We start from the raw sequence: 12,575 nt of genomic DNA on the forward strand, positions 1-12,575 counted from the left end.
TCCGCCCACCGACCAAGACTCATCGAATCAACTCACACGACAACTATCCTGACGCGGCGGGCAGTCGCTGACGAGTAAAACGAACTCTAATTCGGCTTACGTTGGTTTTCAGTTCCATTGCTCCCCAACCCCCAAGATGGCGCGGAGCTGGAAGACCTGCGCACCTATACCCGGCACCTCATGGGTCGCATGGAGGCCGACCTTGGCACGGGCCTCGATTGGGTGGCCGTCAATCACTGGAACACCGACAACCCGCACACGCACATCGTCGTGCGCGGGCGCGACGACACCGGCAAAGACCTCATCATCGCGGGCGACTACATCGCCGATGGGTTCCGCCATCGCGCCGCCGAACTGGCGACCGAATGGCTGGGGCCGCGCACCGAGCTGGAGATCCAGCAGACCTTGCGGCGCGAGGTGGATCAGGAGCGGTGGACGAGCCTGGATCGCACCTTGAAGCGCGAGGCCGGCGACGATGGCATGGTGCATGTCGAACGGCTCAACGAACCCCGACTGCAACGCCAGCGTCTGCTGCTGATCGGCAGGTTGCAGCGTTTGCAGCGCCTGGGCCTGGCCGACGAGGCCCAGCCCGGCACGTGGACCGTCCACAACGATGCGGAAAAGACCCTGCGCGCCCTGGGCGAGCGCGGCGACATCATCCGCACCATGCAGCGGGCCATGCGCGGCGAGCCACGCGAACTGGCGGTGTTCGAGCCTGGGGACGATGGCCGAACCATCCTCGGCCGCGTGGCCGCGAAGGGGCTGGCCGACGAACTGCACGACCGGGGCTATCTGGTCATCGACGGCGTGGACGGCAAGGCCCACTACGTTGCGCTCAACGCCCGCGACGAGCTGGCGAACTATCCGACCGGCGCCGTGGTGGAGGCAAGGAGATCGGCTGACGTGCGCGCGGCCGACAAGAACATCGCCGCGTTGGCGAGCGATGGCCTGTACCGCACCGACCACCACCTTGCCATCGCGCAGGGTCAGGCCGTGCCCGGCCGCGATCCGCAGGAAGTGGTCGCGTCCCACGTCCGCCGGCTGGAAGCCTTGCGCCGTGCCGGTATCGTGGAACGGGTGGCCGAGGGGCTATGGAAGGTGCCGGACGACTTGCCCGAGCAGGGCCGTCGCTACGATGCGCAGCGCCTGGGCGGCGTGGCGGTGGAGCTGAAATCGCACCTGCCCATCGAGCGGCAGGCCCGCGTGATCGGAGCCACCTGGCTCGACCAGCAGTTGATCGGCGGCGGCTCGGGCCTGGGCAACCTGGGCTTTGGCAGCGAGGTCAACCAGGCGATGCAGCAGCGCGCCGAATTCCTGGCCGAACAGGGGCTGGCAGAGCGGCGCGGGCAGCGCGTAATCCTCGCGCGCAATCTATTGGCGACACTACGCGATCGGGATGTGATTCGGGCTGCCAAGGATATTGCCACCGAAACCGGGCTGGAACACCGTCTGGCGGCCGATGGCCAGCGCGTGACCGGCATCTACCGGCGCAGCCTCATGCTCGCCAGTGGCCGCTTTGCCATGCTCGATGATGGTATGGGGTTCAGCTTGGTGCCATGGACGCCGGTCATCGAACAACGACTCGGCATGCTGATTTCTGGGCAGGTACATGGTGGCACCCTATCCTGGCAAATCCGACGGCAGCAGGGTTTATCCGTTACCTGACGCCAGCAGCGATTGAGCACCTACCGACCGGATGCGTCTACAGCCGTTCAGCGTCCGGCAAACTGCGGGACTCGCTTTGCGACGAACGCGTGAACCGCTTCCAGCGAATCTGTGGTTTTCGAGGCTCGATTCATTTCGGCCGCCTCCAGCCTCAATGAGGTCGCCAGATCACTCTCGAAGGCAGCGAGTTGCAGGCGCTTGGCGCCCGCATAACCTTGCGTTGGTCCGACCGAAAATTGCACCGCCATACGCCGCGCTTCGCCCAGCAGGCTCTCGCCAGGAACCACTTTCTCGACCAATCCCCAGGCCAAGGCCTCGTCCGAACTGACTACGCGATTGGTCAAGATCATGTCTCGTGCGCGTCGTCCACCCACTGCGCGTGGAAGTAGCCAGCTGATGCCGAAATCCCCCGCGTATCCGAGGCCGGTATGGGCCGCCACAAACTTCGTCCCACTTGCGGCAATCAGGTAGTCAGAGGCCAAGGCAAGCCCGAGACCGCCTCCGGCCTCCGGCTACCGCGCCTTGTACGGCGCAGACTACCGGGAACGGCAGGCTGGCGAATTGAGGAATCATGCTTTCGGCCACTCTCAGTTCGTCATCGACCAAGGTAGACAACGCATCGCCTGCGGCCACCATTTCTTCGATGTCGCCTCCGCAACTGAACATCCGGCCCTCGCCGCGCAGCAGCAAAGCTCGAATCGAGCCATCGCGTTCGACATCTGCAATGACACCAGCGAGCACGTTTACGACCGACGTGCTCAACGCATTCATTTTTTTTGGCGAGTTGAGTGTTATGGTCGCGACGGCACCATTCTTTTCGAGAATTACCGGATTTCCAGGCATGCTGACGTTCCCTGATTGATCAAAATTTCAGCGTCAGCGCGGCGCCATGCGAATGGCACCATCCACACGAATGGACTCGGCATTCATGTAGCCGCAAGTAACGAGAAACTCGACGGCCTGCGCGAATTCATCGGGGTCGCCTAAACGCTTGGGAAAGGGCACGCTGGCCGCCAGCGCCTGTTTGACGTTGTCCGGCAGGCCCAGCAGCAACGGTGTACCGAAGATCCCCGGCATGATGGTGTTGATCCGGATCCCTTCGTCCATCATGTCGCGCGCGATTGGCAGGGTCATGCCCACGATGGCTGCCTTGCTGGCCGCATAGCTGGCCTGGCCGACCTGGCCGTCCTGCGCGGCGGCCGAAGCGGTGTTGACGATGGCGCCGCGGTCGCCATCGGCCAGCGGCGCGAGCGTCAACATGCCCGCAGCTGACTTGGCGATGCAGCGGAAGCTGCCCACCAGGTTGATCTGAATGATGCGATTGAAACGATCTGCCGCGCATGGGCGGATTTCGCCGGTTTTCTTGTCGCGGCTGACAGTCTTGACGGCGTCGGCCGTGCCGGCGCAGTTGACCAGAACGCGCTCCTGCCCGATCGCGGCGCGGGCCTTGGCGAAGGCTGCGTCCACCTGCTCCTCGGACGTCACGTCCACATTGCAGTAAACGCCGCCAAGCTCGCTTGCCAACGCCTGGCCGACGGCTTCATTCATGTCGAAGATGGCGACTTTGACGCCGTGGCTGGCCAAGAGCCGGGCCGTGGCAGCTCCCAGACCGGAAGCCCCCCCGGTGATGACGGCAGAAATGTCGGAATTCAGTTTCATGGTTTTTCCTTGATAGATGACAGACAGGCGTTATTGGCCAGTGAAGTTGGGGGCACGCTTGTCCAGGAATGCCGCTTGCCCTTCCAGGTTGTCGGCCGAACGCAAAACGACGAAGAAATTGCGCTTCTCATGCTCCAGGCCCTGCGCGAGCGGAGTTTCAAAGCTGGCCAAGGCCGCATCTTTCGCGAGCGCCACGGCCAGCGGCGAATTGGCCGCAATCCGGCTGGCCATCGCCAACGCCGTCGGCAGGGCCTGGCCGTCAGCCGTCACTTCGGCGACGATGCCGACGTCGCAGGCCTTGCGGGCGTCGATGAAATCACCGGTCAGCAGCAGAGCCATCGCCTTGGACTTGCCGATGGCATGGATCAGGCGCTGGGTGCCGCCGGCACCGGGAATGGCGCCCAGCTTGACTTCCGGCACGCCAAACTTGGCTGACTCGCCGGCGATCACGATGTCGCAGGCCAGCGCCAGTTCCATGCCGCCGCCCAGCGCGACCTTTTCCACCGCCGCAATGACGGGCTTGGGGAAGCTCCCCAGTTCCGAAAAGAAGTCCCAGCCCGTCGCTGCGCGATCGCCCAGCAGCGGCGCGGCGCGCAGCACCTCGAACGCCGTGATGTCAGCTCCGGCGCAAAACACGCCCTCGGCGCCGGTGATGATGACGGCTCGCACGGCATCGTCGTCGCGCAGTTGCGCAAGCTGCGCGCGCAGGCCATCGAATACCGCGCGGTTCAAGCTGTTCTTTGCACGGGGGCGGTTGATGGTCAAGGTGACGATGGCGCCTTCGCGGCTGACGAGCACTTCGCTGGATTCGCTCATGTTGGCCCCGCTCATGCCAGCCGCTCGATGATGGTGGTGTTGGCCGTGCCCGAGGCCTCGCAAATGGTCTGCAGGCCATAGCGACCACCCCGGCGCTCCAGCTCGTACAGCAGGTCGGTGAGCATCCGCGCGCCGGTGGAGCCCAGCGGATGGCCGATGGCTATCGAGCCGCCGTTGACGTTGAGGCGGTCGTCCGGGACGCCGAATTCCTGCTGGAACATGAGCGGCACGCCGCCGAAGGCCTCGTTGACCTCGAACAGATCGATGTCGTTGATGCTCAGGCCCGCTTCCTTCAGTGCCTTGCGGGTGGAATCGAGCACGGCGGTGAACTGGATCACCGGATCGGCGGCGGCCACGGCGGTGCTGACGAAGCGCGCACGCGGCTTCAGGCCGTGCTGCTTGGCATAAGCGCGGCTGGCAATCAGCAGCGCGGCGGCACCATCGCTGACCTGCGACGAGTTGCCGGCGGTGGTGGTGCCGTTGGCGGCAAACACCGGCTTGAGCGTGGCCATCTTCTCGGGGTCGGGGTTGGCGCGCACGCCTTCGTCGGCAGCGACGATCGGGCTGTTCGGGTCGGCCGGATCCTCGGTCAGCTGCACCAGCTGATCTTTGATGCGGCCGGCCTGCGTCGCCTCGGTGGCGCGCTGATGGCTGCGCACGGCGAACGCGTCCAGGGCCTCGCGCGTGAGGCCGAAGCGCTTGTTCATCAACTCCGACGAAGTGCCTTGCGGTATCAGCGGGTTGTCCTGGTAGCGCGCCAGCTCACGCGGGCTGTATTGCGAGCCCAGCGGCGCGCCGGGCTTGAACGACGGCGGCATTGGGGCCTGCGACATCGACTCAACCCCGGCACCAATGACCAGTTGGTAAGCGCCCGCCTGGATGCCATGCACGGCAAAGCTCACCGCCTGCTGGCCGGAGCCGCATTGCCGGTCAACCGTCACCGCCGGGACGGATTCGGGCAGCCCCGCCGCCAATACGGCATGACGACCCAGGTTACCGTGCTGTTGCTCCCATTGCAGCACGCAGCCGACGATCACATCGTCCAGATCGGCGGGGTTGATGCCGGAGCGCTCGACCAACTGGCGCAGCGTCTCGCCCAACAGATCGACGGGGTGCCATTTCTGCAGGCGCCCCCCGCGCTTGCCCACGGGTGTACGCAACGCACCGACTATGACGGGTTCATGGTTATTCATGTTCTTCTCCTGGTGCAAAAAGGTTGGCTCACTCAGCGTAGCGGCCCGCATGCTCGATGCGGATGCGCTTCTTGTCGAGCTTGCCAACGCTGGTCTTGGGGATGGCTTCGACAAACAGAATCTGGTCTGGCAACTGCCACTTGGCGAAGGCGCTGGTTAGGTGTTCCTGCAATTGCTCCTGGGTCGCCTGCTGGCCCGGCCTCAGCACCACCAGGGCCAGCGGCCGTTCCTGCCACTTCGCATGGGGAATGCCGACCACCGCGGCGTCGCGTACGGCCGGGTGGCTCATGAGCAGGTTTTCCATGTCGATGGAAGAAATCCATTCGCCACCGCTCTTGATCACGTCCTTGATGCGGTCGGTGACTTTGAGGTAGCCGTTCTCGTCCACCGTGCCAACATCGCCCGAGCGCCACCATCCGCCCTCAAGGAAGCGGTCTCCGGAATCGGGCATGTCGTGGTAGCTGACCGTTATCCAGGGGCCGCGCAGACAGATCTCGCCTGCCGACTGTCCGTCGTGTGGCAAGTCCTTGTCGTCGGCATCGAGGATGCGGATGTCCACCCCGGTCAGAACCAGGCCTTGCTTGCGCTTGAGGTTCCACCGCTCGTCCTTGGTCAGGCGCTTCTTGAGCGTGGACTTGAGGCGGTTCATCGTCACCAGCGTTGTGGCTTCTGTGGCGCCGTAGGCATGCACCACCTCGGCACCCGTGAGGTCGTAGAAACCGATCATCATCGACAGCGGCGGCTCGGAGGCGCCGGACAGCATGCGCATGCGACTGAAGTCCGGCTTGACCGGCAGCGTCTCGATGTAATGCAGCATGGGCTGGAAGATGGCCGGTGCGCCGTTGGTGACCGTCACGTCCTCGGCGATCATGGCATCGACCAGCGGCTTCGTGTCTTCGGCAACGTAGCGGCCCGGCAGCACGATCTTGTCGGCGAGCAGCGTGGCGGCCTGCGGCAGGCCCCAGCATTGCCCGTGGAACATGGGCGTGATGAGCATGACGCAGTCGTTCAGCGTCATTCCCAGATTGGTGGCCATGGCCGTGGAGTGCAGGTAGATGCCGCGGTGCGAGTAGTACACACCCTTGGGCTTGCCCGTGGTGCCGGTGGTGTAGCAGGCGCTGTAGGCCGACGTTTCGTCGATTTCGGGCCAGTCGATCTTCGTGTCGGCGGCGGCCAGCAGGTCTTCGTAGTGCAGCAGCGGTTTCAGCGTGGTCTTGATCTGGTCCAGTGGCTTGTCAGTCATGACGATCCAGCCCTTGATCTGGGGCGAATTCGCCGCGACGGATTCGGCAATGGGCAGTAATGTTTCGTCCACGCAAACGTAGGACACCTCGCTGTGGTCGACCACGTAGCCCAGATCCTCGGCGCCCAGGCGCAAGTTCATCTGCAGCATGACCGCGCCCAGGCCGGGGATGGACCAGTACAACTCGAAGTGGCGCCGACTGTTCCAATCCAGGATACCGACCCGATCGCCCGGTGCAACGCCGAGCGCGCGCAGCGCATTGGCGCTTCGGCAGACGCGCGCGTAGCAATCGGCATAGGTGTAGCGATCCCAGCCGCCATCGGGTGTGCGGTAGACGATCTCCTGGTCCCCGTGGGTGCGCGCAGCGTGCCGGATGAGCGTGGTGGTGTTGAGCTGGCGCTCGTTGCCCGTGGTGGACGGGCAGCCGCGAATGGGCTTTGTGGACTGGACGGTGCTGGTCAATTGCTTGTCTCCTAGGTGGTTGCATCGAGTGCTTGGAACCGCGGGGCCGGGCCTGCGTCGATAGCGCCCGAGGGGCTCAATTGGTAGATGCCCCTTGCAGCGTTGTGCGGATGCCGCACCGCCTCGGCCAGACTGAGCACGGGCGCAAAGCAGGCGTCGCTGCCTTCAAGCAGCGCGCACCAGTGCGCCTGGGGCTGGGTGCGGATGAGGGCCGCGATGCGCTCCTTCAGCGCTGGCCACGCCGCCGTGTCGTACTGGTCTGCAGGGTTCACGTCCGCCAGGCCCAACTTGGACAGCAGCAATGCGTAGAACGGCGGCTCGATCGCGCCGAGGCTGATGAAGCCGCCGTCGGCGCAGACGTACACGTCATAGAACGGCGAATCGTGGAACGGGCTCGGCTGTGCGCCGTCGATCTGCCCGTTGGCGCGAATCCAGTGCACCAGCGTGCCTAGCATGGCCACGATGTCGACGATGGCTGCGTCCACAACCCGGCCACGGCCGGTGGCCCGTGCATCGACCAGCGCGCAGGCGATGCCAAAAGCCATGCCCAGCGCCCCGGCACCGTCCCCGAGTACCGAGGGCGGCACGATGGGCGCCTGCCCCCTGTGCGCCGACAGCGACAGCAGGCCCGTCAGGGCGACGTAGTTCAGGTCGTGGCCCGCGGTCTGGGCGAGCGGGCCGTCCTGGCCCCAGCCCGTCATCCGGCCGTAAACCAGGCGGGGGTTGCGCGCCGCGCATGCGGCGGGGCCGAAGCCCAGTCGTTCCATCACACCGGGGCGAAAGCCTTCGATTAGGGCGTCGGCCTGGGCAATCAGCTCCAGTGCGCGCGCCTTGCCACCGGGCGACTTCAGGTCGATGACCTCCACCTTCTTACCGCGGTGCAGCGGGTTCTCCACCGTCCCGCCCAGCCGCTGCGCCCCAGCAGCCTGCTCGGCCCGTGCCAGCGCGATCACCTCGGCGCCCATGTCGACCAGCATCCTGGCGGCCAGAGGGCCTGGACCGATGCCCTCAAACTCCACCACACGGACGCCGTGCAGCGGCAACTGCAGCGTGTGCGACGTGTGCGGCATGTTCACAGCTTCCTCGAAACCAGGTCTTTCAGGACCTCGTTGGCACCGCCGTAGATCTTCTGCACTCGCGAAGCGGCATACATCCGCGCGATCGGGTACTCGGCCATGTAGCCGTAGCCGCCGAACAATTGGAGACACTCGTCCACCACGCGGCACTGCTGTTCGGTGCACCACCACTTGGCCATGTAGGCGGCCTCGTTGTCGAGTGTGCCGTCCAGCAGTCGCTGGGTACAGTCGTTGACGAAGCTGCGCACCACATGCGCGATGGTCGCCATCTCGGCCAGCTTTTGGCGCGTTGTCTGCATGTCGAACAGAGGCGCGCCGAATATCTTGCGCTGCTTCGTGTATTCGATGGTGAGCTCCAACGCCCGGTCGATGACGGCCGCCGCCGGCACTGCAATGACCATGCGTTCGTAGGGCAACGCGCCCATTAGTTGCCCAAAGCCTTGGCCTTCAACGCCCCCCAGCAGTTGGTCGGCTGGAACGCGCACGCTGTCGAAGAAAAGCTCCGCCGTGTCCGAGGCCTGCATGCCGATCTTTTCAAGCAGGCGGCCCACACGAAAGCCTGGCAGGTTCTCGGTCTCCAATACGAACAGCGACACCCCTTTGCTACCCGCGCCACTGGTGCGCGCCGCGACGATCAGCAGGTTTCCGGTGAAGCCGTTGGTGATGAAGGTCTTGGCGCCGTCGATCACGTAGTGGTCGCCGTCGCGCCGGGCCCGCGTGGAGATGGCCTTCAGATCCGAGCCGCAGCCCGGCTCGGTCATCGCGATTGCGGCCAGCATCTCGCCGTTCGTCACCTTGGGCAGCCAGCGCTGCTTTTGCGCTTCGGTGCCGAAGTCCAGGATGTAATGCGAAGCGATGGTGTGCACCGCGATATTGACCGGCATCTCGGCCTTGGCCAGTTCGTCCTGCACCACCAGCTGGTAGGCGAGGCTGGCGCCGGCACCACCATAGGTCTCGGGCATCTCGGGCAGCAGAAAGCTCATCTCGCCGAACGGACGCCAGACCTCGCGCGGGATGTAGCCCTGGCGGCGCCATTCGTCGAGCTGGGGAGTAAATTCGGCGGCAACGTAGCGGCGCACCTGCTCGCGAAAGGCGTCGATCTCGCCGTCCATCCAGGCGTGGCGATACAGCTGTGGCAGCATGAGCGTGTCTCCTTGTATTATGTTGGCTTATGACCCCGCGCCGGGCGTTCCGCACAGCGCCACTGCCGAAGTGCTTTGGGGGATGCGACAATCGTAATAATTGGCCCCTGCAAGGGCGATGGCGGATTGCCTCAATCAACTGACAAATAACTTCGTTCGGCCCGTGCGACCGGCGTTGACCCCTTCGATAACACGCCATGCTGCAACCCGTCTTCACCGCTCCTATCTTTGCCGTGCATGGCCTGCTGGACGGCGCGCGCGGCAAGGGGCTGGCCACGCAAGAATGGCTGGAGGGCGTGCTGGGGCGCGCAGGCATCAGCGAATCGCTACTGGATCTGGAGGATTCGCGCGTAACCGTGGAGCAGTTCAACGCGCTGTTTATCGCCGTCAAGGACAGCCTGAACGACGAGTGCCTGGGCTACCTGCATGGGCGGCCCATGCGCCCGGGCAGCTTCGCGCTAATGGTGCGCAGCGCGTTCACTGCCCATTCGTTGTCATACGCCCTGCGTCGCCTGAGCGAATCCTTCGCCCTGCTGCAGGACGACGTGGCGCTGGTGCCCGTGACCGAGGGCGCGCTGGGGGGCTTCGCGCTGGAGATGCGCGGCGGCGCGGGCGCACATGCCGAATTCCTTCACGCACATCTGCTGCGCGTGTTCTGGCGCTTGCTGCTGTGGCTGCACGGCGGCCGGCTGGTGCCGCAGCGATTCGACTTCAGTTTTGCGCAGCCGCTCCATGCGATGAGCTACGGGCGCATCTTTTCCGGTACGCTGTGCTTCGGGCAGCCGCGCACGGCCGCCTGGTTCGACGCCGACGCCTTCAAACAGCCGGTGCGGCGCGATCGGGACGCGCTGCAGTCCTTCCTGCGCGCCACGCCGGGCAACGTGGTGGGGCCGCACCTGAACGAGCGCAGCGCCAGCGCGCGGGTCCGCATGGTGCTGCAGCGGGCCAGCCCCGAATGGCCCGACCTGGCCGTCACCGCGCAGCGCCTGCACATGTCGGTGAGCGCGTTGCAGCGGCACCTGGCCACCGAGGGCACTTCCTTCCAGGCACTGAAGGACCAACTGCGGCGCGACATGGCGATCGTGCGCCTGACCAGCAGCGAAGCCTCGCTCATCGCCATCGCCGCCGACCTGGGCTTCACCGACAGCACCGCCTTCCAGCGCGCCTTCAAGGTCTGGACCGGCAGCGCGCCGGGAGCCTACCGCGCCCGCTCGCGCAGCGGGCAGCACCCTACATAGAGGCATTCGACCAATTCCGGCACGGCCACGAGGCTGTAGCCGACCACTGAGAAGATCGGCGCCTTCATAGCTGCCGGGCCTTGGCCCACATCGAGCGAGGCTCTCGTGCGCTCAAGAGACTGTTTGCAGCCCTGGCAGTTGCACCGACGGCATCGCAGCGACAGGCTGCGGCAGGAAGCAGACGCTTTCCGTCAGCCTATCGAGGTCATTCGTCATTGCCACCCGTCGAGGCTGACTTCTAAGCTTCCTAAGCTAAAACTGAACTCGCACTGGATAGGAGTGATGGCTGTGCGCCATTTGGAGCGGCACTGCCAGAATGTAAATCAAGCATCATGACCAACGCAGCCTCGGCACTTTCGTATCCGTTCTCGGACCTCCCACTCCCTGGCCAAGCCACGGAAATCAAGCCAGGTGTGCTGTGGCTGCGCATGCCGCTGCCGTTTTCCCTGGATCACATCAACCTCTGGGCATTGAGCGACGGTCCTGGTTGGGCGGTCGTGGACACGGGCATTCGCAGCGTGGACGTCAGGAACGCGTGGCTCGCCTTGCTCGCTCCGCAGGGGCCGCTAGCCGGCCGTCCCATCTCCCGTGTGATAGCGACGCACATGCACCCGGATCATGTGGGCATGGCGGGATGGTTGACACGTCGCTTCGAATGCGCGCTTTGGATGACACGAGACGAGTATTTGAGCTGTCGGGTGATGCTTGCCGATACGGGGCGGGAAGCGCCAGTCGATGGCGTTCGCTTCTATCGGAGGGCCGGATGGAGCGACACCGAGGTGGATGAGTACCGCACCCGGTTCGGTGACTTCGGTAAAATGATCCATCCATTGCCTGACAGCTTTGTGCGGCTCACGGATGGCCAGATGTTGCGGATCGGGGACCAGGAATGGGAAGTCATCGTCGGCACAGGACATTCCCCCGAGCACGCGTGCTTCTACTCGCGCGAACTGGATTTGCTGATATCGGGGGATCAGGTTCTTCCCAGGATCAGTTCCAATACCTCCGTGTACGCCACCGAGCCGCATGCGAATCCTCTGCAGGGTTGGCTCGATTCCATCGACCGGTTGATGCAACGCGTACCTGGGAGCGCCCTGATTCTGCCTGCCCACAACGAACCTTTCCATGGCCTGCACCTACGGTTGGAGCAACTGCGTGCGAGCACCGTCAGAGGCACCGACCGCGTCAGGCAACAACTTGCGCAGCCTCTGAGGGTCATCGACCTGGTTCGCGCCCTGTACCGCTCGTCCATTGTTGCGGAGCAAATGCACCTCAACCTCGCGACCGGAGAGACGCTCGCCCACCTGAACTATCTCGACCAGCGTGGGGAAATCGTGTCTGCAGAAGACGAAGACGGTGTAATGCGCTATCGGCTCGCCTGATGCACTAAATTGCCCTCAAGGATATAGAAGTAACCCAATCAAGCCTGTCATTGACTGGGTTCTTTGCTGATGTGTTTCGAGAGCAATGAGTCCTTGCGCCAGCGCGTCGTGTACGGCCTCCAGTTCTTTGAACACCGTGTTCGCAAACCAGTCCTGGCACGGCACCTTCGACAGATGCTCGACCGGGTTCAGCTCAAGGCTGTAGGGTGGCGGAAATTCTAGGCGCATATTCTGTGGCACATCCAAGTGACCCGCGATGTGCCAACCCGTCTGATCCATGACCATCATGATGAACTCGACGGCATGGCGTCGCGCCATCTCGGCCAGAAACACCGGCATCGTCTCAGCGTTGGCCCAGGGCAGCACCAGAGAGTCCATCACGCCATCGTGCGTGCTGACGGCGGCGAAGGCGAACAGGTCCTGGCGTTGCAGGCGTGCGCCGACGATGGGGCGTGAGCCCCTGGGCGCCCAACACTGCCGGGGTGTTCCCAGCAGGCAGAAGCGCCCTTCGTGCTGGAACATCAGCCGCACGCGGCGACCATATTCAGCTTGACGCTTGACCTCTTGGCGCACTTGAACAGCGCTCTCAGAAAGGGGCCGTTTGTCATTCGATTGGGGCGCTTCGTCATCGCGGCTCGCAGCACCGGCACCTACGATTCCTTGTGTGCGCTGGACGACATGTAGCGGAGCGGCGATGAC

Annotated in this window: 11 protein-coding genes and 1 pseudogene; 3 read left to right on the plus strand and 9 right to left on the minus strand. The window is 64.3% G+C overall.

Annotated features, from left to right (window positions below):
* Positions 1–126: 126 nt before the first annotated feature.
* A pseudogene (locus LE197_RS35185) lies at positions 127–1,665 on the plus strand (DUF3363 domain-containing protein); the annotation flags it as partial.
* Between the two features lie 47 nt (positions 1,666–1,712).
* Here LE197_RS35185 and LE197_RS36990 read toward each other — a convergent pair.
* The 8 genes from LE197_RS36990 to LE197_RS35220 are packed head-to-tail and all read right to left on the minus strand — an operon-like array spanning position 1,713 to position 9,256.
* Complete coding sequence (locus LE197_RS36990; RefSeq protein WP_253279287.1) at positions 1,713–2,105, minus strand: enoyl-CoA hydratase/isomerase family protein; 393 nt, start codon at positions 2,103–2,105, stop codon at positions 1,713–1,715.
* A gap of 31 nt (positions 2,106–2,136) precedes the next feature.
* Positions 2,137–2,508, minus strand: coding sequence for an enoyl-CoA hydratase/isomerase family protein (locus LE197_RS36995; RefSeq protein ID WP_230965136.1), 372 nt, complete (start codon positions 2,506–2,508; stop codon positions 2,137–2,139).
* 33 nt (positions 2,509–2,541) lie between these two features.
* Positions 2,542–3,324 (minus strand): SDR family oxidoreductase, encoded by a 783-nt coding sequence (locus LE197_RS35195; protein ID WP_023123320.1) that lies wholly within the window; start codon positions 3,322–3,324, stop codon positions 2,542–2,544.
* A 30-nt stretch (positions 3,325–3,354) separates the two neighbouring features.
* Positions 3,355–4,140: an enoyl-CoA hydratase/isomerase family protein gene (locus LE197_RS35200; protein ID WP_226033810.1), complete on the minus strand. Its 786-nt coding sequence runs from the start codon at positions 4,138–4,140 to the stop codon at positions 3,355–3,357.
* Positions 4,141–4,151: 11 nt separating this feature from the next.
* Positions 4,152–5,333 carry a thiolase family protein gene (locus LE197_RS35205; protein WP_121380346.1) on the minus strand — a complete coding sequence of 394 codons (1,182 nt, stop codon included), beginning with the start codon at positions 5,331–5,333 and terminating at the stop codon, positions 4,152–4,154.
* 28 nt (positions 5,334–5,361) lie between these two features.
* Positions 5,362–7,038, minus strand: a complete 1,677-nt coding sequence (locus LE197_RS35210; RefSeq protein ID WP_226033811.1) for a long-chain fatty acid--CoA ligase — start codon at positions 7,036–7,038, stop codon at positions 5,362–5,364.
* An 11-nt stretch (positions 7,039–7,049) separates the two neighbouring features.
* Entirely contained in the window at positions 7,050–8,108 is a 1,059-nt protein-coding gene (locus tag LE197_RS35215; RefSeq protein WP_226033812.1) for a CaiB/BaiF CoA transferase family protein, read from the minus strand.
* 2 nt (positions 8,109–8,110) lie between these two features.
* Positions 8,111–9,256, minus strand: a complete 1,146-nt coding sequence (locus LE197_RS35220; protein ID WP_023123315.1) for an acyl-CoA dehydrogenase family protein — start codon at positions 9,254–9,256, stop codon at positions 8,111–8,113.
* A 197-nt stretch (positions 9,257–9,453) separates the two neighbouring features.
* On the opposite strand from LE197_RS35220, the gene LE197_RS35225 reads away from it, so the two are divergent.
* Positions 9,454–10,494 carry an AraC family transcriptional regulator gene (locus tag LE197_RS35225; RefSeq protein ID WP_023123314.1) on the plus strand — a complete coding sequence of 347 codons (1,041 nt, stop codon included), beginning with the start codon at positions 9,454–9,456 and terminating at the stop codon, positions 10,492–10,494.
* A 332-nt stretch (positions 10,495–10,826) separates the two neighbouring features.
* Positions 10,827–11,876, plus strand: a complete 1,050-nt coding sequence (locus LE197_RS35230) for an MBL fold metallo-hydrolase (RefSeq protein ID WP_023123312.1) — start codon at positions 10,827–10,829, stop codon at positions 11,874–11,876.
* 15 nt (positions 11,877–11,891) lie between these two features.
* Here the strand turns inward: LE197_RS35230 and LE197_RS35235 are convergent, their stop codons facing one another.
* A complete protein-coding gene (locus LE197_RS35235) occupies positions 11,892–12,449 on the minus strand; it encodes a transposase (protein WP_023123311.1) in 558 nt (185 codons plus the stop codon).
* Positions 12,450–12,575: the final 126 nt, after the last annotated feature.

Source organism: Pseudomonas sp. PS1(2021) (assembly GCF_020405165.1).
Lineage (GTDB): Bacteria > Pseudomonadota > Gammaproteobacteria > Pseudomonadales > Pseudomonadaceae > Pseudomonas > Pseudomonas aeruginosa.

What these genes read in the sequence shown, in the direction of transcription:
- LE197_RS35200 (WP_226033810.1), bottom strand. Translation starts at nt 4,140, where the DNA reads ATGAGCGAATCCAGCGAAGTGCTCGTCAGCCGCGAAGGCGCCATCGTC.
- LE197_RS35220 (WP_023123315.1), bottom strand. Translation starts at nt 9,256, where the DNA reads ATGCTGCCACAGCTGTATCGCCACGCCTGGATGGACGGCGAGATCGAC.
- LE197_RS36995 (WP_230965136.1), bottom strand. Translation starts at nt 2,508, where the DNA reads ATGCCTGGAAATCCGGTAATTCTCGAAAAGAATGGTGCCGTCGCGACC.
- LE197_RS35215 (WP_226033812.1), bottom strand. Translation starts at nt 8,108, where the DNA reads ATGCCGCACACGTCGCACACGCTGCAGTTGCCGCTGCACGGCGTCCGT.
- LE197_RS35230 (WP_023123312.1), top strand. Translation starts at nt 10,827, where the DNA reads ATGACCAACGCAGCCTCGGCACTTTCGTATCCGTTCTCGGACCTCCCA.
- LE197_RS35225 (WP_023123314.1), top strand. Translation starts at nt 9,454, where the DNA reads ATGCTGCAACCCGTCTTCACCGCTCCTATCTTTGCCGTGCATGGCCTG.
- LE197_RS35205 (WP_121380346.1), bottom strand. Translation starts at nt 5,333, where the DNA reads ATGAATAACCATGAACCCGTCATAGTCGGTGCGTTGCGTACACCCGTG.
- LE197_RS35195 (WP_023123320.1), bottom strand. Translation starts at nt 3,324, where the DNA reads ATGAAACTGAATTCCGACATTTCTGCCGTCATCACCGGGGGGGCTTCC.